18 protein-coding genes and 1 pseudogene are annotated in these 24569 nt (G+C 52.9%); 14 read left to right on the top strand and 5 right to left on the bottom strand.

What is annotated here, in order from left to right; translation table 11 throughout:
- Positions 1 to 94: 94 nt before the first annotated feature.
- Together QT397_07315 and QT397_07320 are read left to right on the top strand one after the other, a co-directional pair.
- Complete coding sequence (locus QT397_07315; GenBank protein WNZ57146.1) at positions 95 to 1288, top strand: hypothetical protein; 1194 nt, start codon at positions 95 to 97, stop codon at positions 1286 to 1288.
- A 270-nt stretch (positions 1289 to 1558) separates the two neighbouring features.
- Positions 1559 to 2398 (top strand): hypothetical protein, encoded by an 840-nt coding sequence (locus QT397_07320; GenBank protein WNZ57147.1) that lies wholly within the window; start codon positions 1559 to 1561, stop codon positions 2396 to 2398.
- A gap of 217 nt (positions 2399 to 2615) precedes the next feature.
- On the opposite strand, the gene QT397_07325 is transcribed toward QT397_07320, so the two are convergent.
- Entirely contained in the window at positions 2616 to 3713 is a 1098-nt protein-coding gene (locus QT397_07325; GenBank protein WNZ57148.1) for an NAD(P)/FAD-dependent oxidoreductase, read from the bottom strand.
- A 163-nt stretch (positions 3714 to 3876) separates the two neighbouring features.
- Between QT397_07325 and nadA the strand changes: the two genes are divergently transcribed.
- The gene (nadA, locus tag QT397_07330) at positions 3877 to 4929 is read left to right on the top strand and encodes a quinolinate synthase NadA (GenBank protein ID WNZ57149.1); all 1053 of its coding nucleotides are present in this window, start codon (positions 3877 to 3879) and stop codon (positions 4927 to 4929) included.
- Between the two features lie 67 nt (positions 4930 to 4996).
- On the opposite strand, the gene QT397_07335 is transcribed toward nadA, so the two are convergent.
- Complete coding sequence (locus tag QT397_07335; GenBank protein WNZ57150.1) at positions 4997 to 6505, bottom strand: M48 family metalloprotease; 1509 nt, start codon at positions 6503 to 6505, stop codon at positions 4997 to 4999.
- Between the two features lie 192 nt (positions 6506 to 6697).
- Between QT397_07335 and QT397_07340 the strand changes: the two genes are divergently transcribed.
- The 10 genes and pseudogenes from QT397_07340 (at position 6698) to QT397_07385 (ending at position 18353) form a co-directional block, all read left to right on the top strand.
- Positions 6698 to 6991 carry a sulfurtransferase TusA family protein gene (locus QT397_07340; protein ID WNZ57151.1) on the top strand — a complete coding sequence of 98 codons (294 nt, stop codon included), beginning with the start codon at positions 6698 to 6700 and terminating at the stop codon, positions 6989 to 6991.
- Between the two features lie 23 nt (positions 6992 to 7014).
- Complete coding sequence (locus QT397_07345; GenBank protein ID WNZ58512.1) at positions 7015 to 8100, top strand: AI-2E family transporter; 1086 nt, start codon at positions 7015 to 7017, stop codon at positions 8098 to 8100.
- Between the two features lie 91 nt (positions 8101 to 8191).
- Entirely contained in the window at positions 8192 to 9295 is a 1104-nt protein-coding gene (locus QT397_07350) for a phosphoribosylaminoimidazolesuccinocarboxamide synthase (GenBank protein WNZ57152.1), read from the top strand.
- 209 nt (positions 9296 to 9504) lie between these two features.
- A pseudogene (locus tag QT397_07355) lies at positions 9505 to 11816 on the top strand (marine proteobacterial sortase target protein).
- Between the two features lie 2 nt (positions 11817 to 11818).
- The gene (locus QT397_07360) at positions 11819 to 12397 is read left to right on the top strand and encodes a class GN sortase (protein WNZ57153.1); all 579 of its coding nucleotides are present in this window, start codon (positions 11819 to 11821) and stop codon (positions 12395 to 12397) included.
- A 447-nt stretch (positions 12398 to 12844) separates the two neighbouring features.
- On the top strand, positions 12845 to 15514 hold the full coding sequence (gene aceE, locus QT397_07365) for a pyruvate dehydrogenase (acetyl-transferring), homodimeric type (protein ID WNZ57154.1): 2670 nt from the start codon (positions 12845 to 12847) through the stop codon (positions 15512 to 15514).
- Positions 15515 to 15531: 17 nt separating this feature from the next.
- The gene (gene aceF, locus QT397_07370) at positions 15532 to 17175 is read left to right on the top strand and encodes a dihydrolipoyllysine-residue acetyltransferase (protein ID WNZ57155.1); all 1644 of its coding nucleotides are present in this window, start codon (positions 15532 to 15534) and stop codon (positions 17173 to 17175) included.
- A gap of 224 nt (positions 17176 to 17399) precedes the next feature.
- Positions 17400 to 17672 carry a hypothetical protein gene (locus QT397_07375; protein WNZ57156.1) on the top strand — a complete coding sequence of 91 codons (273 nt, stop codon included), beginning with the start codon at positions 17400 to 17402 and terminating at the stop codon, positions 17670 to 17672.
- A gap of 95 nt (positions 17673 to 17767) precedes the next feature.
- Positions 17768 to 18070 (top strand): hypothetical protein, encoded by a 303-nt coding sequence (locus tag QT397_07380; GenBank protein WNZ57157.1) that lies wholly within the window; start codon positions 17768 to 17770, stop codon positions 18068 to 18070.
- Positions 18060 to 18353 (top strand): hypothetical protein, encoded by a 294-nt coding sequence (locus QT397_07385; protein ID WNZ57158.1) that lies wholly within the window; start codon positions 18060 to 18062, stop codon positions 18351 to 18353. The genes QT397_07380 and QT397_07385 overlap by 11 nt, the downstream gene beginning before the upstream one ends.
- 471 nt (positions 18354 to 18824) lie before the next feature.
- Here the strand turns inward: QT397_07385 and QT397_07390 are convergent, their stop codons facing one another.
- Positions 18825 to 19187: a hypothetical protein gene (locus tag QT397_07390; GenBank protein WNZ57159.1), complete on the bottom strand. Its 363-nt coding sequence runs from the start codon at positions 19185 to 19187 to the stop codon at positions 18825 to 18827.
- Between the two features lie 256 nt (positions 19188 to 19443).
- On the opposite strand from QT397_07390, the gene QT397_07395 reads away from it, so the two are divergent.
- Entirely contained in the window at positions 19444 to 19827 is a 384-nt protein-coding gene (locus QT397_07395) for a hypothetical protein (GenBank protein WNZ57160.1), read from the top strand.
- 45 nt (positions 19828 to 19872) lie between these two features.
- Here the strand turns inward: QT397_07395 and QT397_07400 are convergent, their stop codons facing one another.
- Together QT397_07400 and QT397_07405 are read right to left on the bottom strand one after the other, a co-directional pair.
- Positions 19873 to 23064, bottom strand: coding sequence for a multidrug efflux RND transporter permease subunit (locus QT397_07400; GenBank protein WNZ57161.1), 3192 nt, complete (start codon positions 23062 to 23064; stop codon positions 19873 to 19875).
- Between the two features lie 99 nt (positions 23065 to 23163).
- Entirely contained in the window at positions 23164 to 24306 is a 1143-nt protein-coding gene (locus QT397_07405; GenBank protein WNZ57162.1) for an efflux RND transporter periplasmic adaptor subunit, read from the bottom strand.
- Positions 24307 to 24569: the final 263 nt, after the last annotated feature.

The following is a 24569-nucleotide window of genomic DNA, read 5'->3' on the forward strand; positions in this document are numbered from 1 at the left end:
TTACGCCGGCATGCCTATTGGTATCGATGTTGTTGATGAGGCCCTCTAAGTTGAGTCCCAAGAAAAGCTTGAATAGTTAATGAAGGATTGAATTATGAGGAAGTTGAAGCCTGTAGCTCTAGTTATATTGGCCGCAGTGAGTGGAAGTGCGATGGCCAGTAATAATACGACGTTAATAGATCAGCAGGGAGTGGGTAATACAGCGAATGCCAATCAGGTTGACCCTACGGCTATAGGGAACCTGATAGATGTCACCCAAATTGGCGATGCAAACTCTTCGTCATCGACCCAGGCGAGCGATGCCGTAAGTAATACCATGACCCACTACCAAGAGGGTGATGGGAATATGGCCGAGTCTTTCCAGCAGTTTATGACTGAGTCCAGTTCGTTGGAAATTAACCAGATTGGGAATAATAACGATACGACAGCGGAGCAACTTGAGTCACTTGGTTCTACCCAGGAACTAAATCAAGCTGGGGAAATGAACTTTATGACCATCACCCAGACTGATACTGAAGCATCCAGTATCGCGGTGAATCAAACTGGGGATATGAATGATGCGATCATAATGGGGCAGGTCTTCGATATTTTGGGAAGTGATGTCATCCTAAATCAAATTGGCGATGACAATATGGCCCAGATTTCCCAGCAGAGTGTTGTTGAATTTAGCTCTGTGTCAGCAGATCAGCTTGGCAACCAGAATAACTTTGATAGTGAGCAATTAATGGGGGTTTTTAACTCTACCGTTACTGCTATTCAGTCAGGCGATATGAATGACATCGAGTCCGATCAGGAAAATGGAGTTACTTCAAGTACGGTCCTTATTGCCCAAACCGGTACCAGCAACTTTGGTGGGGCACTACAGCAGAATGGTGTTGCCAATAGTACTGTAAGTGTGACTCAAGTAGGGGATGGAAACTTTGGTGGCGGCGTTCAGGATACTGGTATAGATGCCAGTGTTGGTATAGTGAGCCAATCTGGTACTGCGAATATGGGCGTTACCCAGCAAGCTGGGGGAACTTCTTTTGCCTCTGCAACGGTTACTCAGTTAGGGTCAATGAATGATGCGACGTTGGGGCAAATTACTGCCACCTCAGTTACGGGCTCCATATTTCAAAATGGCACCAGTAATATTGCCGGTGTGCTCCAACAGGGAAATATGCTCAGTGTGGCGACAACTACTCAAATCGGTGATTTGAATCAACATACAACATCGCAAATGCTAGATTCACAAACTGCAATCGCAACGCAAAATGGTACTTCCAATATTGGATTTATTTTTCAATAGATTTCATTGGGGCTTTGCGATATCAGTATGAATGCCGGCAGCTGTCGTGTATTTGCAAAGCCCCAGTTTTTCTTTTGTGTATTATTCAGTCCTATGTTTGAGATAAGAGCGATTTTTTAGGGAGTTGCATGTTCTCTTCCTATTGATTCTCTCCTGTCTGGTTTGGCTTTTAACTCTAATTTAAATTGGCTTAGATTATTTTCTGGGATGCTTTGCTACGCCTGGACTTTAAACAGAAGGGGTGGGATTTATGTACAAGGGATTAGTTAAATGAGAATTTGGACTTCAGTTACTGCAATAGCTGCGCTCACTTTCAGTGGCCATTCTATGGGCGGCAATAATACGACAGATATTGATCAGGACGGTGTTGGGCATCTGGCAACAGTGGACCAGTCTAATCCGACCAGTACCAATAATACCGTCTCGATAACTCAAACAGGGGATTCCCACCAGGCATCGGTTTTACAAGGTGCCCTTACAGATTTGAACACGGGCACGGTAGAGCAATCGGGTTTGATGAATGAAGCAATATTGGAGCAAATTGCAGAGGTCTCAGAGAGTACGGCTTTAATTAGCCAGTCTGGTGACGGTAATTTTGGTTGGGTAGTCCAGGATGACTTTGTTGAAGCTGGTAGTGCCACTGTTATCCAATCCGGTTTAAATAATGAGGGCATTGCTGCCCAGGTGGATGTGGGGGGAATACAGGGTACTGTCGCTGTTACTCAGAGCGGGACCATGAATTTTGCACAGGCTGTTCACGAAGATTTTGCGCTCAATAGTACTGGATTAATTAATCAACTTGGGAGTGAAAATAGTGCTGAGTTATTCCAGGGGCTTCTCACTGAGTCAAGCTTTATCAGTGTTGGTCAGGATGGAACGCTCAATGGGGCCTTAGTAGGGCAGGGGTTTGCCTTATTTTCCTCTATTACCACCTTCCAGAGTGGTGATATGAATTATGTAGAGGTTTCTCAGTTGGGGTTAAGCACTGGACTGGCCACTATTACTCAGGTGGGGACCTCCAATATTCATGTTACAACTCAGACAAATGATGGACAGGTGGCCACGGCGGTTCAGGTAGGAACGGGCAATCAGGGAAATATTGTTCAGTAGTAATGGACTTCTGGGGGGGTATTGTTATCTCTGCAGGATTGTGGCTGTACTGAAATATGCTACTGGGGTGGAAGGAACGAATACACTGCACTCGAAACACGCTGTGAATACATCCCTGTAAGTTCCTAATCGGCATCCATGCCTCATAGGGTCCCGAGCGCAGTGTATTCTTTCCTTCTCCCTTTTTAGTAAATTTTAGTCATTGCTAAGTAATAAGTTAGCCAATAATTTCTGAAACCACCTTTCCCAGATATAGTGAAGAAGTTAGACCTGGAGATTCAATACCAAAGAACGCCACTAGCCGAGAATGGTTGTTGAGTTTCTTATGGTAAACCTGAAAATCACCAGCGGGGGTTCCTTGGGGAACAATCTTGGGGCGAATACCGGCATAGCCAGGCTGCAATGTGTCGCTTTCTAAACCGGGCCAGTAGCGACGGATACTGCTATAGAATTTTTCCCGCTTGTCCGGATCTACTTGGTAGTTAATGGTTTTAATCCACTCCACATCCGGCCCAAACCGCGCCCCTCCAGCTAAATCCAGAGTGAGGTGAATACCCAGACCGGCGCTTTCAGGTAGAGGGTAAATTAAGTGTGAAAAAGGCACCTTACTTGACTGAGTAAAGTAGCTGCCCTTAACAAAATACGTGATGGGAATTTCTCGTTTTATAGCTTCGCTATTTACTGTGCCCATCAGTGAGCTGGTGTGAAGGCCTGCGGCCAAAATTAGATTACGGGTTTTCAATCGGTAACCATCTTCCATAATCAGCTGGCAAGCTTCGGCAGATATTTCAATTCGTGTGACTTTACTTGCGAGTACGATTTCCCCTTCCTTGGATTCTATGGCGCCCTCAAGAGCCAGCATCAGTCTGTGGCTGTCGATAATGCCCGTCGTTGGTGAGTAGATGGCCCCGGCACACTGTAACTCTGGCTCCATAGATAGAGCCTCTTTAACGTTCAGTAAACGAAGTCCCCCGGCGTTGTTCGCATCCCCCTGGGCTTTGAGGGCTCGGAGTTGCGGCAGCTGTGCTTTATCTGTGGCGACTACCAGTTTGCCGATCTGTTTATGGGGAACCGCGTATTCCTGGCAAAATTGGTACAGCATGGATTTACCGCTGACACAGGCGCGGGCTTTCAAGCTGTTCGTCGGGTAGTAGAGCCCTGCGTGAATAACCTCACTATTGCGCGCGCTGGTTTCAGTTCCAATAGCAGTGTGTTGTTCCAGCACCATCACTTTGTGGCCAGAGAGGCTCAACTTGTAGGCACAGGCAAGCCCCAATATGCCTGCCCCGACTATCACTGTGTCTAATATCTCCATAGAGACCCTGTTGCTAAAATACCCACCTTTTTGAGGTGGCCAGGATGAATCCCTTCGGCCTATTTTGCCTGTAACGCCAGATTAAAGTTGCTGTCGAAAGGGTGCGTGGTGGTGTCGTTTCATTGCGCTATAATGCGCGCTTTTCCGCGACTGGAAGTTAGTCATGACTCATAAGTCCATTGCCGCAGACAAGGTAGATTCTCGCTCTTTGGTGCAAGCGCACCTGGCGGAGCCGGTAATGTCTCAATATAGCGAAGAAGAGCTGCAAGAATGGCGCGAGCGCATCAAGCGCTTGTTGAAAGAACAGAATGCAGTATTGGTCGCACACTACTATACCGATCCTTTGATTCAGGCCCTCGCGGAGGAAACCGGCGGCTGCGTTTCTGACTCATTGGAAATGGCCCGTTTTGGCGCTCAGCACTCGGCGGACACTCTGGTAGTGGCCGGGGTAAAGTTTATGGGTGAGACCGCTAAGATCCTTACCCCTAACAAGAAAGTACTGATGCCGACCCTTGAGGCAACCTGCTCCCTGGATCTCGGCTGCCCCCCACAGGAGTTCTCTGACTTTTGCGATCAGCATCCGGACCGCACCGTGGTGGTTTACGCTAATACTTCTGCTGCGGTAAAAGCTAGGGCGGACTGGGTGGTGACCTCGAGTATTGCGCTGGATGTAGTGGATCACCTGGATGCCAATGGCGAAAAAATCCTTTGGGCACCTGACAAACACCTCGGCGGCTATGTCCAGCGGGAAACCGGCGCGGATGTACTGTTATGGGATGGTTCCTGTATTGTGCATGAAGAGTTTAAGGCCAAGGGGGTTGAGGACTTAAAGGCCCTCTACCCGGATGCTGTGGTTCTAGTGCATCCTGAATCTCCCGCCTCTGTGGTAGCCCTGGCCGATGTGGTGGGTTCTACCTCGCAGATTATTAATGCTGCCAAGACCCGCCCTGAGAAGCGCTTTATTGTGGCTACCGACCAGGGCATTTTCTACAAGATGCAGCAGGAGTGCCCAGACAAGGAGCTTATGGTAGCGCCAACCGCCGGTGCTGGAGCCACTTGCCGCAGCTGTGCTAATTGCCCCTGGATGGCGATGAACTCTCTGGAGAACCTCTGCGGTGTACTGGAGCGCGGGGATAATGAGATCTTTGTGGACCCGGAACTGGGGCGCAAGGCGATGATCCCGCTACAGCGGATGTTGGATTTCCGCAAAGGTTAGCTCTTGAGAGAATAGCGGTGGGTAAACAAAAAGAGCGGCCAGTGGCCGCTCTTTTTGTTGGGAGGAGTTACAGCTCTTCGATTCTTTCCTGCATTTTCAGTACATCTTTGAGGCGCTGTTCCAGGATGGCATTGACCTGGTAATCGTCTTTTGACATGCGAATTCCATGGCGCAGGTGTTGAATAGCCTTGTCGAATATGCCGTTGAGGATGTAATACTCGGCCCTGGCCTCGTGCACGCCAACAATATCTCCGGCCAATCCGTGAGTCTCCGCCAGTAGATACCATACTGCCGGGTCTTTCTTCCGCGTACGGCTATATTTCGCCAGCAGGCGTTCTGCAGCCAGGTAGTTACCGGCTTTAAAGTGGGCATTGGCGAGGCCCATGATTAAGGCGTGGTCTCCCGGATTGCGATCGAGGGCCCACTGCAGGCGCTTGGTGGCACTGCTGTAGTCTTCTCGGACCAGATCGATATCTGCTCGGGCCAACACATAGGCTGCTTTTGAGGGGGTCTTGTCTAACAGGGGCTGCAGGGTGTCCAGCGCTGAATCGGGCCTGCCTGCGGCTACTTGGGCCAGGGCGAGGCCGTAACGGGCCGCATCCTCATTGTCATTAATACCATTCAGCTCTGCGCTAAAGCGTTTTACTGCTTGCTGCGGCGTTGGTTCTGTGGCGAGCCGTACCCGGGCACGCATCAGGTGATAATCCAGGTCCTCGCTGGGAGCCACTTTTTCCATACGCTGAGCGCGCAACTTGGCATCGGCAATACGCTTTTCTGTAACGGGGTGGGTCAGGAGAAACTCTGGCGGGCGCTGGTAGTAACGTGTGGCCTTGAGCATTTGCTCGAACATTTCACCGGCGGCCTCTGGATCGCGACCGGATTTGGCCAGGGTATCGATACCGACCCTATCTGCCTCTTGCTCATTCTTGCGGCTGAATCGCAGTTGGTTATCCAGGGCTGCAGCCTGGGTCGCGCTCATAGCTGCTATTCCCGCTTCACCACCGGCGGTAGCTGCCAGAACCAGGGCACCGAGCATACCGGCCAGGGTGGGAATTGTACTGTTGCGCTGTGCTTCCAGGGAGCGGGCGTAGTGCCGCTGGCTGAGGTGGCCCAATTCGTGGGCAACTACCGATGCAAACTGGTCTTCACGCTCTGCAAACAGAAACAGGCCGGTATGGACCCCCATGACTCCACCGGGGACTGCAAAGGCGTTCATGGTTTTGTTGTTTACTACAACAACATCAATTTCTTTGTCTTCCAGTGGGCTGTACTCGGCCAATTCCTTGACCATGCCCTCGACAAATTGCTGAATCAGGGCATCACTAGAGGTGCGAACCTGACTGCGAAAAATACGCAGCCACATCTGCCCCAGTTCTTTTTCCTGGGTGTGCGATACGACACCGCTGGTTCTGTCACCGAGCTCCGGGAGGCGGATTTCATCACTGTCCGCTATGGCAGCAAACGGGACTGCGCCGAGTAACAACCCCATACCCAGGCTTCGCAGTCCTGCGCGAAGTCGGTGGAGGATAGCTGGGGGGCGCGTTCGGTGAAGCAGGCTGTTTTTGGAATCAGTCATCTTGATTACTGCTCGGTCTGTCCATGAAGGATCTATAGTCCAACTCTATACGCTACCCCGTTGGACTGTCGAGGGTTGGACTTAGTGGACCATAAAAGGTTCACGCTTGCGCCAGGCGGAAAGTTAAAAAGCGTAAAGCCTGTGCGGGTTATGGCGTCTGGTTCGCGCTATAATCCCCGGCAATTCTGGTTTGTGACTAAAAAGGCAATGTCAGTAACTTCTTCTACCAATCAGCCCGATACCCAGATACCGAACTGGGACGCGGCCACTATTGTGGATGCAAGAAATCTGCCCTGCCCACAACCGTTACTGACCATGCGCCGGGCATTGCGGGAATACCCAGAGGGAACGCTGCTTTGTGTGCTGGCCACTGATGAAGGGTCCTGGCGAGACTTCCACAGTTTTGCGTCTTTAAGTGGCCGGTCCCTGCTCCGCGCTGAGCGACGTAATAATACCTTTCAATATTGGCTGTACGCTGGCAAATGAATAAAGATAAATCCCGAGAGTCTATGTTATCGATTGTAAAAGGCTGGGTGAACCGCTACTTCAGTCAGGAAGAAGTGGTGCTTCTGGTTTTAATATTGACCCTGGCCCTGGTGGTCCTGGCGACTCTGGGCGCTGTGCTGGCCCCGGTATTCACCGCGCTGGTGATCGCCTTCCTGATGCAGGGTATGGTGCAAAAGCTGAAGTCTTGGCGTGTGCCACACTGGCTGGCGGTTACCCTGTCCTGCTTGGTGTTGGTGGGTACTATTGTGGCTCTGTTATTTGTGGTACTACCTATTATCTGGCGTCAGTTGGTGCGGCTTGGGGCAGAGTTGCCCAATATGGTGCAGCGCGGCCAAGAACTATTATTGTTACTCCCTGAGCGCTACCCACGATTAATTTCAGCCGGACAGATCGATGAAATCTTCAATACCCTTGGCAGCGAATTGGGCGGCCTGGGACAGACACTGCTGGCCTTCTCCCTTACCAATCTACCCATTTTTGCCGGCTTGCTGATTTACGTTGTAGTGGTGCCGATCCTGGTGTTCTTCTTCCTTAAGGATGCGGAACAGTTGATCCGCTGGTGCACCTCTTTCCTGCCCAAAGAGCGGCCCATGCTCCACCAGATTTGGCATGAGATGAATGATCAGGTGGCCAATTATGTACGCGGTAAGGTAATAGAAATTGGCATTGTGGCTGCTGTCAGTTATGCCGCCTTCCTGTTACTGGGGGTGAACTACGCCCTGTTGCTGGCGGTAGCTGTGGGTTTCAGTGTGTTGATTCCTTATATCGGTGCAGCGGTTGTCACTATCCCCGTTGCGGCTATTGGGCTTTTCCAGTGGGGGTGGAGTAATGAGTTTCTCTACCTGATGGTGACTTACGGCATCATCCAACTGCTCGATGGCAACGTACTGGTACCACTGCTGTTTTCTGAGGCAGTTAACCTGCACCCGGTTGCTATTATCCTCGCGGTATTGTTCTTTGGCGGCATCTGGGGCTTCTGGGGCGTCTTCTTTGCAATTCCCCTGGCGACCTTGCTCAAGGCCATTATGAGTGCCTGGCCCACCCATGAGCACCAGGTGGAATGGGAGGCCCGGCGAAGCTCGGAGTAATTGCCCGATATCTTTCTTTGTCTGTAGGCTGCGGCATTTGCTAGAATGCCGCGCTTTCTTTTATTTGGTCCCTTCAAATAGGTGAGAGCCCATGAGCCTGGCTGACAAAGTTCTAGCGGTCAATAATGACCTGCCGATCCGCACCGACAAGCCTATCCACAGTGGCAAGGTCCGTTCCGTATACTGGCTGAGCGAAGAAGACAGCCGTCGCCTGATTGAGGAGAAGGGCTACCCGGTTTCTCCTGATACCCCACTTGCGGTAATGGTGATTTCCGATCGCATCTCCGCGTTCGACTGTATCTGGACTGGCGAAGGCGGTATGCGTGGCGTACCAGGCAAGGGCGCAGCACTAAATGCTATTTCCAACCACTGGTTCAAGCTGTTTAAAGAGCAGGGCCTCGCCGATAGCCACATTCTGGATATCCCGCACCCGCTGGTGTGGATCGTACAGAAGGCGCGCCCGGTTATGATCGAGGCGATCGCCCGTCAGTACATCACCGGCTCCATGTGGCGCTCCTATGAGAAGGGTGAGCGGGAGTTCTGTGGTATCGAGATTGCCGATGGCTTGCAGAAGGATCAGAAGCTGCCTGAATTGCTCATTACCCCCTCCAGCAAAGGTATTCTCAAGGGTATCCCCGGCGTGCCGGAAGCGGACGATGTCAATGTCACCCGCAAGAATATCAAAGACAATTTCGAAGCCTTCGGCTTCCGCAATGCAGGCGATATCGACCTGTACGAGAAGTTGCTGAAAGAAGGTTTTGATTTGATTTCCGCAGAGTTGGAAAAGCTCGACCAGATCTTTGTCGATACCAAGTTTGAATTCGGCTATGTCACCGATGCCAATGGTGAAGAGAAGCTGATTTATATGGATGAGGTGGGTACCCCGGACTCCTCCCGTATCTGGGACGGCGAACAGTATCGCGCGGGTAAGGTTGTGGAGAAATCCAAAGAAGGTTTCCGTCAGGCCCTGCTCAACTACTTCCCCGATGCCGATATCCTGCTGAACAAAGATCGCATGGATGAGCGCTCGGCTCTGGCTCGTGATAACGAGCTGCCAGAATCTATGCTGATGGATCTCTCTAATACTTATATTGGTATTGCTGAGAAGATTATTGGTACGAAACTTGAGATATCTGATAATCCCAAAGAGGAATTGCTTGAAGTTCTCCGCAAGGATTACGGTCTGGTCGACTAATCTGGATCGAACTGCAAAAAACCGGCGTTTTCGCCGGTTTTTTTATGCCTGCCATAATTCGCCACAATTCCTCCTGTTTTGTGCTCGTATTCCTGCCGCCTTTCGCCCGCTTCCCTCTGTTTAATGACTTCAACATCCAATTTAAAAGTGGAGGTAAGTGAGTGAACAGGGTGATGTTATTCGGGCAGCGGTTCCATAAAGACGATCTGATGTTGCCGACAGAGGAATACTATCGTCGTCGCCAGAAGACCGGTGGTGCCGGGCGCTGGTTGTTATTTATTGTGGTGGTATTGGCGGTAGTCATTGCGGCAATCGGGGCAGAGGTCAATGCCCAGGAACTTCCCGCTGTGAGTGATGCGATCCAGCGGGAGTTCACCGAGACAGTTACTCTGGACGATGTAAAGGGCGGGGACTTACTTTTTACTGGCAATGAGTCCGGAAAGTATATTCCAGCGGTGCACCTGAAAAGTCAGGTCAGTATTTCCGTGCGGGGTCTGGTAGCGGAAGTCGAGCTTCAGCAGCAATTCAAGAATACCACCGACGGCTGGCAGGAAGCGGTTTATGCATTACCACTGCCTGAGCGAGCTGCGGTGGCGGGGCTTGAAATTCAGGTGGGCGAGCGCCGCATTGTCGGTAAGGTACGCGAGCGAAAAGAGGCCTCCAAGATTTATAAGGCTGCTCGTGCGGCGGGTAAGCGTGCAGCTCTTCTAGAGCAGCAGCGCCCAAATCTGTTCACTAATAAAGTGGCCAATATTGCCCCCGATGAGATGGTGCAAATTAATATCCGCTTTTTGCAGCCAGTGAATTATGACAGCGGCGTTTTTTCACTGCGTATGCCCACCACATTGACCCCGCGCTATGTCCCTGGCAAGCCAATACCCTCCCAGGCATTGAACGGCGATCAGCAGGAGTTGGTGGCAGAGAGTAGTGGCTGGGCACTGCCCACTAATCAAGTGCCGGATGCTGCGTCGATAACTCCGTTTATGCAGCCAGCGCAGGAGCTAGAGGCACTGGGTAGTCATAATATTTCTATCGAGGTGGATCTGCATGGCGGACTGCCGCTAGCAAAAATCGATAGCCCCTATCACCAGATTGATATTGATAACCGAGGTGACGGTCGCTATCGGATTCAGTTGCGAGATGAAACAGCTGCAATGGATCGGGATTTCTTATTGAATTGGCAGCCGCGCGCTTCTGCTATGCCGCGGGCGGCATTGTTTAGCGAGAAAATCACAGCGCAAGAGGGGGTAGAAGAGCAGGCTGGTGCTTATCTGCAGGTCATGCTGCTGCCACCCAGCGACGGTACCTCTGCGCAGCGTTTACCGAGGGAAGTGATTTATGTGATCGATACTTCCGGCTCCATGTCTGGCAATTCTATTCGCCAGGCGAAGGAGAGCCTTACCCTGGCACTGTCTCGCCTGCACAGCAATGATCGCTTTAACGTTATTGAATTTAACAGTACAACCCGCGCATTTTTCCCGCGCCCGATAGCGGCGAGCTCGGAGAATATCCGCCGTGCGCGTCAGGAAATCGAAAACCTGAATGCGGAGGGGGTACAGAAATGGCGCCGGCCTTGCGAATGGCATTCGGTCAGCAAATGCAGGACGACACCAGTACCGTTCAGCAAGTCGTATTTATTACAGATGGTGCGGTGGGCAATGAGCGGGCCCTGTTCGAGTTAATTAGCCAGTCCTTGCATAACGCCCGGCTGTTTACTGTGGGTATTGGTTCGGCTCCCAATAGCCACTTTATGCGCAAAGCTGCTCAGTTTGGACGCGGTACTTTCGTCACCATCGGTGATATTTCCGAAGTTCGCGAGCGTATGCAGGCTCTGTTCGCCAAGTTGGAAAACCCTATGGCTACAGACCTGCAACTCAGTTGGCCCCAGGGCGTCGTCGCGGATGCCTACCCCAAGCGTATCCCGGATCTCTATAACGGTGAGCCTATGCAGTTGGTGGCCAAGGTGCAGGGTGATCTCTTGCAGGGAGATATCCAGCTGCGGGGCCGAATGGCGGGTAAACAGTTTGTGCGCAAACTCGCTCTGAAAGTAGAGAGTGGTAGCGATACTTCAGGCATCGGCAGTGTCTGGGCGCGCAGCAAGATAGATTCTCTGCGGGACCGGCAGCTTCAGTCTGGAGAGCAGTCGGATGCGGGGCTGGCTCTGCGCGAACAGATTTTGCAGATTGCACTGAGGCATCAACTTGCCAGCCCCTACACCAGTTTTGTTGCAGTCGAAGAGGAAGTTGTACGCAGTGCTGAAGAGAAGTTATCTCGCAGCTCGGTCACCAATATGGTGGCTAAAGGGCAAGTGCTACAGCGCCAGGCCTATCCGCAAACTGCTACAGGTCTCTACGGGCAGTTGTTGGCAGCGGCGGTATTGTTGATGTTTGCGGCGATCTTCCAGCGCGGTCGGGCCTTGCGCAGCAACTTGACCCGAGCCCTGCGCTCCTTCCTGCGCAGGGTTTTACCGGACCCCCGTCAACCCAGCGGCGCTAATCCTCTGCAACGGGGAGGTGTGTAAGCGTGGCTCGCTCACTGCTCTTTATGCTTTGCTTGGGAACGGGGTTGTGGCAGTTGGGCTCCGCCAGCTGGCTTCTGGCCAAGGCAGAATTGGCCCAAGTGTTGATTAATAGTGCTTGGGAAGAACAGCTACAGGGCGGGGCTCTGCAAAAGCCCTGGCCCTGGGCGGACACCTGGCCAGTGGCCAAGTTAAAGTTGGAAGGGCAGTCGCCATTAATTGTTCTCAGCGGCGGTAGTGGCCAGGCGTTGGCTTTCGGCCCTGGTCTCTTAGCTGGGTCCGGCAACCCTGGTGAGCCTCGCACCACGGTTATTGCCGCACACCGGGATACTCACTTTGCGGGATTAGAGCGTGTCAGGCGGGGTACCTCCATTTACCTGCAGGATAAACGCGGACGCTGGCATACTTATCGGGTTGCGGAAATGCGAATTGTGGACAGTGAGAGAGAGCGTTTGCCGATCTTTGCCGAGCGGGGTTTATTGCTGGTGACTTGTTACCCCTTTAATGCCCTGGCGGCTGGTGGCCCGCTGCGTTACTTGGTCTACGCTGAATATCAACCCGGTGGGGAGCTGGTTCAGCTGTGACTGATGTCTTTGTTTGAGACTCGATTTTGTAGTTCATTTTCTCAAAAATTCCATTAAATGTTCCGGTGAAACGGCCAAACGGCAAATAATTGTTTTGCTCTTTTGTTTTATTTGTTACTAACCGTCCTATCTGGAAAATTTTTTGTAGTAATACTACAATTCCCTCCGCTAACAACCGGGGATGGGGTTTTGTCCGCCAGTCTGCGCGGGCCCCGGAACAAATAATCACAGTCAAACTAGGCACTTGCGGCAATTAATTGCGCCGCTTTCCTCACCGTCATATTCGAGTAAAGATTCACAAACTTTGCATTTACGCCAACAAAGTTGGTGAATTGGCGGAACCAAGAAAAAAAGGAAGCTTTTTTTGCTCGCGCTGTAGTTTGCCCGCGTACCGATTTTTGAGAAATAGACCGACTCGACGTCGCCTAATTCGCCGAGGAGCACTTGATGCACGAAGATACCGATAACCTCGAAACGCAGGAGTGGCTGGACGCGCTGCAAGCGGTTATCCGCTATAGCGGCAAAGAACGCGCAGCCTTCCTCCTGAAGCAGCTGTCTGACCGCGCTACCGATGTAGGCGTACAATTGCCTGCGGCAATCACCACTCCCTATCGCAATTCCATTCCGCCCAATGCGGAAAAGCGTATGCCTGGCGACTTATTTATGGAGCGCCGCATTCGCTCCCTGATTCGCTGGAATGCCCTGGCGATGGTGGTACGTGCCAACCAGAATGACGATGGCCTCGGTGGCCATATTTCCAGTTTCTCCTCTGCGGCGACACTCTACGATGTGGGCTTTAACTACTTCTTCCGTGGCAATGAGGGGGAGGAGCGCGGCGACCTGATTTTCTTCCAGGGCCACAGCGCGCCGGGTATTTATGCTCGCTCCTACTTGGAAGGGCGTTTCGATGAAGAGCAGCTGGACAACTTCCGCCGCGAAGTGAACGGCAATGGCCTGTCCTCCTACCCGCACCCCTGGTTGATGCCAGAGTACTGGCAGTTCCCCACGGTCTCCATGGGATTGGGGCCGATCCAGGCGATTTACCAGGCGCACATTATGCGCTACCTATCTGCCCGTGGCCTGTCCCCGCGCGGCGATCGCAAAGTGTGGGCTTTTCTTGGTGACGGTGAGTGTGACGAGCCGGAAACCCTGGGCGCAATTTCCCTGGCCGGCCGCGAGCAACTGGAAAACCTGGTGTTTGTGGTTAACTGTAACCTGCAGCGTCTGGACGGCCCGGTACGCGGCAACGGTAAGATCGTGCAGGAGCTGGAAGGCGTATTCCGCGGTGCCGGTTGGAATGTTGTCAAAGTACTCTGGGGTCGCCTATGGGATCCGCTGCTGGAGAAAGATGACAAAGGCCTGTTGCAGAAAGTCATGGACGAAGTTGTCGATGGCGAGATGCAGAACTTCAAGGCCAACGGCGGCGCTTATACCCGCGAGCACTTCTTCGGCAAATACCCGGAGTTGCTGGAGCTGGTTAAGGATATGTCCGACGATGAGATTATGAAGCTCAATCGCGGCGGCCACGATCCTTACAAGGTATACGCAGCTTACGCGGCGGCGATGGCCCATAAAGGCCAGCCCACCGTGATCCTGGCGCAGACCGTTAAAGGTTACGGCTTGGGCTCCGCCGGTGAAGCGGCGATGGATACCCATTCTGTGAAGAAGCTGGATCTGGATTCTCTCAAGCGTTTCCGCGATCGCTTTGCTATTCCGCTCACCGATAAAGAGCTGGAAGAGGTCCCATACTACCGCCCATCTCCGGACAGCCCGGAAATGAAATATATGGCGGAGCGCCGCAAGGCCCTGGGTGGCCCGGTTCCCCGTCGCCCGGTTGAGTGCCCGAAACTGGAAGTTCCCGGTCTCGATGCGTTCAGCGCACTGACCAAAGGCTCCGGTGAGCGTGAGATCTCCACCACTATGGCATTTGTCCGCGCTATTGCCGCCCTGGTGAAAGACAAGAATATCGGCAAAAACATCGCGCCGATCGTTCCCGATGAAGCCCGTACCTTTGGTATGGAAGGCCTGTTCCGCCAGCTGGGTATCTATTCCTCCCAGGGGCAGCGCTACACCCCGGTGGATCACGGCCAGATCATGTATTACAAGGAAGATAAGAAAGGCCAGGTGCTGGAAGAGGGCATCAACGAAGCCGGTGCTATGTCCACCTGGATGGCGTTGGCCACGGCTTACAGCAACCACGGCGTGCCGATGGTGCCTTTCTATATCTACTACTCCATGTTCGGTTTCCAGCGTATCGGCGACCTGGCCTGGGCCGCTGGCGATATGCAGGCGCGCGGCTTCCTGATCGGTGCTACTGCTGGCCGTACCACTTTGAACGGTGAGGGTCTGCAGCACCAGGATGGCCACAGCCACGTACTGTCCTCCACAATCCCCAACTGCCGCAGCTACGACCCGGCTTACGGTTATGAGCTGGCGGTGGTTATGCAGCGCGGCTTGAAAGAGATGTACGAAGAGCAGAAGAACCTCTTCTACTACATCACTATCGAGAACGAAAACTACCTGCAGCCGGAAATGCCTCAGGGCGTGGAAGAGGGCATTATTCGTGGTATCTACAAGCTGCAGTCCAACGTCAAGAAAGGCGCCAAGGGCAAAGCGGCGAAGAAACATGTACAGCTGATTGGTGGCGGTACTATTTTGCGCGAAGTACTGGCAGCGGCGGATATCCTCGCCGACCAGTTCGGTGTGACCTCCGATGTCTGGAGCCTCACCTCCGCTGTGGAATCGGCCCGTGAAGGCCAGGATGTGGCGCGCTGGAATATGCTGCACCCGGAAGCCGAGCCGCGCAAAGCCTGGATCACCGAGCAGTTCGAAGGTAATACCTCTCCGGTTATCGCCTCCACCGACTACATCCGTTCCTATGTGGAGCCACTGCGCGAATTTATCGACGGTGAACTGACCACCCTGGGTACCGATGGTTTCGGCCGCAGTGACAGCCGCGAGCAGCTGCGTCGCTTCTTCGAAGTGGATCGCAACTACGTGGTAATTGCCGCACTGAATGGCTTGGCCAAGCAGGGCGTTATTGATGCGAAAGAGGTTGCGGAAGCAATCGTGAAGCTCAATATCGACGCTGAAAAAGTTAACCCGCGCATCAGCTAAGAGAAGGCAGAACTCCTATGGCAAAACAAGTCATTAAAGTGCCTGATCTCGGTGGTGCCGATCAGGTGGATGTGATTGAAATTTCTGTTGCTGTCGGCGATACCGTCGCGCAAGAGGACTCACTGATTGTGGTGGAGGGCGATAAAGCCTCCATGGATGTGCCAGCCCCAGTGGCTGGCAAAATCCTCAGCATTAGCGTGAAGGAGGGCGATAAGGTCTCTGAAGGCGACGTGATTGGGGAAATCGAAACCGATGTGGCGGAAGCGCCGGCAGAGGAGCCCGCTGCGGCCCCCGCCAAGCAAGAAGCTGCACCTGTCGTGGAGCCTGTGGCTGAAGCCCCTGTGGCAGCGGCGAGCGGCGAGCCGAAAGAGGAAACGATCCAGATCCCGGATCTGGGCGGTGCTGATGCGGTTGATGTGATCGAGATCAGTGTACAGCCCGGTGATGTGGTTGAAGAGGGGGACTCCCTGATTGTAGTGGAAGGCGATAAAGCCTCTATGGATGTGCCTTCCCCCAGCGCCGGTACCGTGGTTTCTATCGCCGTTAAAGAAGGCGACAAGGTTTCCACGGGTGACACCCTGGGCGTGTTGAAAGTGGTTGCTGCAGGCGCCGCCGAGCCCGCTACTCCAGCTGCAGTCCCTGCTGCGACAGCGCCTGTCGAGAGCGCGCAGCAGCAGGCACCTGCTTCTGTTGAGCCCCCGGCAGTGCCGCAGAAAGACTATCAGTTGGAGCGCAACCTCACCGCAGCAGCCCAGGTTTACGCCGGCCCCGCCGTGCGCAAACTGGCCCGCGAGTTGGGCGTTACCTTGAATAAGGTGAAGCCCACCGGTCCGCGCAACCGGGTCTCCAAGGACGATCTGCATAATTACATCCGCGAGCAGGTGAAGAAAGCTGAGAGCGGCGCGGTTGGTGTCGGCGGTGGAATCGGTATCGCCAAGATGCCGGATATCGACTTCAGCCAGTTTGGCCCGGTGAATGTGGAGCCGATGAGCAAGATCCACAAGATTACCGCAGCCAACATGTCGCGCAACTGGCTCAACGTGCCTCACGTCACCCAGTTTGACGATGCGGATATCACAGAGCTGGAAACCTTCCGCAAGTCCATGAAGGCCGAGGCGGAGAAGCGCGGAGTGAAGCTCACCCCAGTGCCTTTCCTGCTGAAAGCGGTAGCCGCAGCCCTGCGTGCAGAGCCGAGCTTTAATGTGTCCCTGCACAACGATGGCGAGCACATTGTGCGCAAGGACTATGTGCATGTGGGTATGGCAGTAGATACTCCAAAAGGCTTAATGGTGCCGGTTATCCGCGATGTGGATAAGAAAGGCCTGTACGAGCTGGCGGCAGAGGCCACTGAAATGGCCCTGAAAGCCCGCGATGGCAAGCTGAAGCCCAACGAGATGCAGGGTGCCTGCTTTACCATTTCCAGTTTGGGGGCTATCGGCGGCACCGGATTCACCCCGATCGTCAATTCTCCGGAAGTTGGTATCCTCGGTGTTTCCAAGCTGGCGATGAAGCCGGTGTGGAACGGTAAGGACTTTGAGCCTAGGCAGATGTTGCCCTTGGCGCTCTCCTACGATCACCGCGCGGTAAATGGCGGAGATGCCGGACGCTTTATGACTTACTTGGTCAGCGTGCTGGCGGATGTGCGCAGACTGTTGCTGTAATTGCCAGCGAGTTAAAGCCAGTAAAAAAAGCGGCCAATCGGCCGCTTTTTTTATAGTCAGGACTAAGGAGCCTTTAAGTGGAAATGAAATATTCGCCGCGTAAAACAACAATAAGATGATTTACGCGCAAATCGATTCTGGGTTGCTGGCTGCTAATGCCTCGGCAGCTAGACTCACAGAGAGGCTACTATCATCGCAGCACTGAAAATGTGAGGTGTCGGATTATGGGACCTACAAGGAAATTCGCGTTGCCGCTTGTGGCGGTATTTGCGATGCAGGGCTGCTTGTTTTTGCCTGCGGACGAAGTGGAGGGTGAAGACCCTTTCTTTTATGAGGCAGAGGCTGCCGGACAAAGCGCCAGCTTTGTGGAAGTCGGCAGTAACCACACAAAATACCCACAACCCCTTACCGCCAAAAGCGAATGCGAGGCGGCGGATTGCGTAGATAGCTTGCAGGACTCCATGGCCTGGTTTTTCCCTATATTGCGGGTTTACTAACGATAGTAGCCGAGCCCAGTGTGGAGCTGTTGCGAAATAGCCGGATCTAAAAGTGCGTGGACTCTGTCCGCGCGGTGCTGATACGGAGCGCTACCATGCAAAAGTTTGCGATATTTATTTCTGCATTGTCGATGGGTGTATTCCTTGAGGGTTGTGGAACCCCCGATACGCGCAATCAAGTGGTTTATCCCGTAAGCCCGCCAATTCCCCGCCATGCGGAATACCGGGGTTATCCCTCTTCTCACTCTTCTCATTCCTCCCATGTGCCAGATGCGCCTGCATCTCCAACAAGCTGCCCGGGGGATTCTGAGGAGCTGGCGCCGGGTTCTATTTGCCCACCCAGTGCCCGTTGTTTTGACATTTCCGGTGGAAGGCGTTGTATTTCCTATGAAAATTAGCGTTGTTTTTATTCTTATTCTTGTAGCGCAGTCCCTGGCGGGCTGCGTGGCTGACGGTTTCGGTTATGACTTAACCGGCACGGCAACTTACTACACCTACAAAACCACTCCGGTGCCACCGGATGAACTTACTGCATTCCCGCGTTTTTGCCTGGCCGGTGATCCCTATATGGGAAGTCTCGATAACTGTATTGCCGAGGGTGTGCACTGCTATCAATTGGATACCGGTGATTGGTGTGAAGGGCCTTATTCACCGTTTGAATTAAGTTATAGCTTTTATTGATCGATATTAAGGTTATCTGCGATTGAAGGGAGTATTGGCTGGGTGATTTGGGGCTATTTTAATAGTGTTTTGATACTCTCTTTAATCGAGGTGCCAATATAGTACTTCAGGCCATGGAAAGTACCTTTGATGTTAATTCCTGGGTTGTATTCGTACCCGAGTTTTTCCAGAAGCACATTGAGTTTTTTCTTGATGCCAATAGCAAACCAGCTGCAAGGGAATGAAATAATACTCGGAGTTTCTCCATTGTGTAGGTATATTTCTTCGTTGTGAATTTTGCTTACTTGGCTTAGTAGATTGAAACTTGGATTGGCGGCATCAAAGTTAAAAAAAGTTGGCTTTCGCCGTCGATACCTATTTGTGTGCAGTTTTGGTGTGCATAATAGTGCCTAAGAATTTTTTGGTCATCAGAGTAATTGGGGTACATCTTACGAGCGGTCTGGAAAAGGTTTTGTAGCGCTATATTTTTGCCTATAAAGACACCTGTAGAAAAAACACACTCGCTGGGAAAAAATTTTCTTTCAAAAAATCCTTGTATACCGCTATGTTCGTAATCATTGGAAAAAATAATTTCCTTGCCAAAGGTGAGAAATTTTTTTCTAAGTGTTTGATTGATGGCAGTATTAGTGAATCGAAACCATCCAGGTAGCAGACGATATCCTCTTCCGGTAGGGATCTAAAGAAAGGCATTAAGATGTCTATTTTGGAAGAGAAATCTTTCCAAGGATAATTGTGCCCAAGGATAGATAATGACACGCCGTTGCGGTTGGCGGATTCCAGCAGGACAGGAAGCATCCTTTCCGAGTGGGTGGCAATCGTGGCGACATGCAACATCTTTTAGGAAGAGATCTCGATAATCTGAAGTATTTTTTAACGGCATGGATTTATTGCCGTTCGGAGAAAGTCTAGACGAACGCGGCTTTTGCCACTGAAGTTCGGCGGAACTTGATTTTCTTACGAAAAAGCGTTTGTGTGCACGCTCGTGTTTTTATGGATTATTCTTTCATTGGTGATTGTTTTACTGTGGATGCCAAACCCTAGGGCTGGGGGTATTAGGGAGGAGGGTTATCCGTCAATAAATAGGCTGGTAATGAAAGGTGCCAATAAAAGCTGGCTTTGGAATGTTATTGTTGCGGTGGATCAATTGGGCAATGCCATTGCTGGCGGCAATCCTGATGCAACTATATCTGCGCGCTGTGGCTATTTCTCAAGGGTGACAGAAACACGTTTTCGGCGTTACTGGAGGTTTCTGGAGCGGGTAATTAACTATACCCTGAAGCCGATTGATGGGCCCGATCACTGTTACCAATCCTACCTGTGGGATCACGCTGAGAAACACGAAGAAGGCAGTGATTATATGCGTGCTGTTTTAGGAGTTATTGTGATTTTGATTTGTGTGCCAATGGGCTTGTTGATCCGCTTGTATGTGATTGTTTTTCCTGGAGCCCGCTGGAAAAAGGAGAAGCGCAAGTAGAAAAAGCCCGGGCGCATAGTGTTGGTGCGCCCGGGATAAGCGGGGTTAAGTATTAGTCGCGTGCTCTAAGGGTAAATTGCTTTCTTGACTATCTGCGTGACGGGCAGCTGATAGTTTGCCGCCGGCAATCTTGCGCAGGGCAACATAAAATACCGGAGTGAGGAACAGGCCAAACAGGGTTACACCGATCATGCCGGTAAATACGGTAATGCCCATGGCATTGCGCACCTCAGCGCCAGCGCCGCCGGCCAATACCAGTGGAACAACACCGGCAATAAAGGCGACTGAAGTCATAATGATCGGGCGCAGACGCAGGCGGCAGGCTTCCAGTGCAGCCTCGACAGTGCCTTTGCCTTCCATTTCCAGTTCGCGAGCAAATTCCACGATTAAAATAGCGTTCTTACAAGCCAGCCCCATCAGTACAACCAGCCCGACTTGAACAAATACATTGTTGTCGCCGCCAGTAGCCCAGACACCGAATAGTGCAGCCAGCAGACACATGGGCACGATCAGGATCACCGCCAGTGGCATTACCCAGCTTTCATAGAGGGCGGCCAACACCAGGAATACCAGTAGTACTGCGAGAGGGAAAACCACCATGGCGGCATTGCCCTGGTTGACCTGCTGGAAGCTGAGGTCGGTCCACTGGATTTGCATGCCCGGTGGCAGGGCTTGGCTGGCAACCTGCTCAACCGCTGCCAGTGCCTCGGAAGAGGACAACATGCTGGGATCGGACTGCCCCATCAGGTCGGCTGCCGGATAGCCGTTGTATCGGATCACCGGGTCTGGTCCGTAACTCTGGCGCAGGGTCACCATGGTGCTGATGGGCACCATCTCCCCATTCATATTGCGGGTGTAGAGATTATCGAGATCCTGCACTTCATCGCGGAAGGGTGCATCAGCCTGGGCAACGACCTGGTAGGTGCGGCCGAAAAGGTTGAAGTCGTTGATATACATAGAGCCGAAGTAGAGCTGCAGGGTGCCGAACAAGTCGTCCATGCGCACACCTTGAGCCTTGGCCTGTAGTCGATCCACTTCCGCGTCCATCTGCGGCACATTGGCCTGGTAGGAGCTGAAGGGGTAGCTGAGGCCGCTGGCTTGGCTCAGGGCGCCAGCCAACATATTGGTGGCGTTTTGCAACTCACCGTAGCCAGCACCGCGACGGTCCTGAACATAGAGGGAGTAGCCGGAACCGGCACCCAGTCCGAAGATGGGCGGCGGCATAAAGGTCATGGCAAAGCCTTCCTTGATCTGTGAGATCTTGCCATTTAGCTCCGCAGCGATTTCCTGGGCACTGCGCTCACGTTCATCGAAATCGTCGAACAGGATAAATACCGTGCCCACGTTGGGAGTGTTGGTACCTTGCAGGGCATTGAAGCCGACAAAGGCCGCGGCGTTGGCAACACCTTCTGTTTCCAGGGCCAATTCACTCACGCGGCGAGCAACTTCCTCGGTGCGATCCAGGGAGGCACCTTCCGGCAGGCGGATACTACCCACCAGGTAAGTCTTATCCTGAACCGGAATAAAGCCGCCGGGGACCTGTTGGAACAGGGCGAAAGTACCGCCGAGCAATATCAGGTAAACACCAAATACGATACCGCGACGCTTGAGGCTACCACCAACGATCCGCTGGTAACGCTCGGAATTGCGCTGGAAGAAGCGGTTGAACGGGCGGAATATCCAGCCGAACAAACGCTCAATAATCCGCGCGGGCATATCCGGTTTGGCGCCGTGAGGCTTCAACAGAGTTGCCGCCAGAGCCGGAGATAGAGTCAGAGAGTTGATCGCGGAGATAATGGTGGCGATGGCAATAGTGGTGGCAAACTGGCGGTAGAACTGGCCGGTGATGCCGTCCAGGAATGCCATGGGCACAAACACCGCGCAGAGCACCAGGCTGATCGCGACAATTGGACCGCTCACCTCTCGCATGGCCTGGTGGGCAGCGGCTAAAGGTGTCAGTCCCTCCTCGATATTCCGCTCGACGTTTTCCACCACCACAATGGCGTCATCCACCACAATACCGATGGCCAGCACCATAGCGAACAAGGTCAGGGTGTTGATTGAGAAGCCCAACATCAACAGCACCGCAAAGGTGCCGACAATAGATACCGGCACGGCCAACAGTGGGATCAATGAGGCGCGCCAGGTTTGCAGGAACAGGATAACTACCAGAACCACGAGCAGCACGGCTTCCAGTAGGGTCTTGATCACTGAGCTGATGGAGGTGCTAACAAAAACCGTGGGGTCGTAAGCGACTTCCCACTTGAGGCCTTCCGGGAACTGATCATCCAGTTCAGCCATTTTCTCCCGTACCGCCGCAGAAACCTCCAGTGAGTTGGAGCCGGGGGATTGGAAAATAGGGATGGCGACAGCCTGGCGGCCGTTGAGCAGGGCGCGCAGGGAGTCCTGGGAAGAGGCCAGCTCTACACGGGCCACATCTCTCAGGCGGGTGATCTCACCATTATTGCCGGTCTTGAGTACAACATCGCCAAACTCCTCTTCACTTTCCAGGCGGCCTTTGGCGTTAATGGAAATCAGGAAGTCGGAGCCGTTCGGCATGGGGGAGGCGCCGATCTGGCCGGCGGAAACCTGTACGTTCTGCTCACGCACGGCACTGACAATATCGGCAGCAGTAATGCCTACGGCGGCGGCTTTCTGCGGGTCCACCCACAAGCGCATGGCGTAGTCACCGGAACCGAATACGGCGGCAAGACCCACGCCGGGAATGCGCGATAGCTCATCGCGAATATGCAGTACGGCGTAGTTGCGAATATAGGTAGCGTCGAGGCTATCGTCCGGTGAAATCAGGTGCACCGCCATCATCAGGTTTGGCGACTGCTTCTGGGTAGTAACACCTTGCAGGCGGACATCTTCAGGCAGGCGCGGCAGGGCCTGGGACACCCGGTTTTGCACCTGTACCTGGGCTTGGTCCGGGTCGGTGCCCAACTCAAAGGTCACGTTCAAAGTCAGGGTGCCATCACTGCCAGCCACTGACTTCATGTAGATCATATTTTCCACGCCGTTAATCGCTTCTTCCAGCGGCGTGGCTACAGTTTCTGAGATCGTCTTAGGGTTAGCGCCAGGATAGCGAGCACTCACTTGCACGCTAGGGGGTACAACTTCGGGATATTCGCTGACCGGCAGTGAGGGAATACTGATCAGGCCGACGACGAAAATAATGATCGACAACACGGATGCAAATATCGGTCTGTCGACAAAGAAACGGGAAAAATTCATATACTGCTACTCCGAGAGCGACTCAGTCAGCCGCTCGGATTCCATTGATAGGATTAGCTGAATGTATGGGCTCACTTCGGCAAGCCCCTTGCTCTTTGTTTAGTGGCCAGCGACTTGGGTCGCCTTTACCTGCTCCTGCATGGCCACCATTTCCGGTGCGACGGGCATGCCCGGGAAGAAAATCTTTTGCAGGCCATTCACCACAATTTTCTCGCCGGGCTCCAGGCCGCTGCGGATAACCACAAGGTCACCTTGGCGTTGGCCAGCGACCACGGGGCGCTTTTCGGTGACATTACTGTCGTTGACGATGTAGACATAGCGGCGGTCCTGATCGGTAAGAACCGCTTTGCTATTGATTAAAACTGCCTGTGAAACCTCTTCAATTGGCATTTCCACCCGGGCAAATTGCCCCGGTCTGAAAAAGCCGTCCCTGTTGTTAACCACAGCGCGGAACTGAATAGTGCCGGTATGGCTGTTCAGGCGGTTATCAATAAAGTCCAACTCTCCACTGTGTGGATAGCCCTGCTCACCGGCGAGACCTACGCGCACAGCAGGTTTTTGCCCGCTATTAAGTAAGTCGCGGCCCTTAGCAAAAGTCTGTTCGTCACTTTCGAAATACACGTACATTGGGTCGACAGAGACCAGCGTTGTCAGCAGGGTGCTGTCGGCATTGGCGAGATTGCCTTGAGTAACCAGGGCGCGGCTTACTCGGCCACTTATTGGTGCTTTAACTTCAGTGTATTGAAGGTCCAACTGGGCATTTTCCAGTGCTGCTTCGGCGGCGCTGAGAGCCGCTCGGGCCGAATCTCGCGAAGCGATACGCCGGTCGTATTCCTCGCGGGAGATGGCTTTGCTGTTGAGTAGCTGTTTTGCCCGGCCGGCTTGCTTCTCGCTATAGGAGAGGTCGCTGCGAACCCGAGCCAGGTCTGCGCGGGCGGCGCGTTCGCGGGCCTGATAAGGGCGGGGGTCAATGGTGAACAGGACATCGCCCTGTTTGACCAGAGTTCCCTCGGCAAATGAAACCTTGTCGATATAACCGCTAACCCGCGGGCGCAGTTCAACGGTTTCTGGGGCTGCCACACGGCCGGTAAAGCTGCGCCACAATGTCGTATTTCCTGCAGATACCTGGGCGACCTCCACAGCTGGGGGAGGCGGTTGTTGACCGCTGGGTGCGTCACTGTTGCAGCCGGCGAGTACCAGTGCAGATACGCCGAATAAAACCGTCGTTAATTTTCTTACCATTACGCGTGTACTCCCTTTGCTACGGAGGGGGAAGGGCTATTGGGTGCTTCTCCCAGTAAGGGCGTAACTCTAGCGCTGGCCAAGTTGGTTGCGGTATCCGGGAACTGTTAATTGATTGCCTATTTCTACTTAAGACGTGCTTTTGGGTTGGAAGGATCACATTCTATTGGATGTGTAAAGAACTGGATATATAACTAGTTATCGCAAAAAGTGATTAAGATATTACAGCGACTGTAGGGCTATTAATCGGTTATAGTTACCTA

Source organism: Microbulbifer sp. MKSA007 (genome assembly GCA_032615215.1).
GTDB lineage: Bacteria > Pseudomonadota > Gammaproteobacteria > Pseudomonadales > Cellvibrionaceae > Microbulbifer.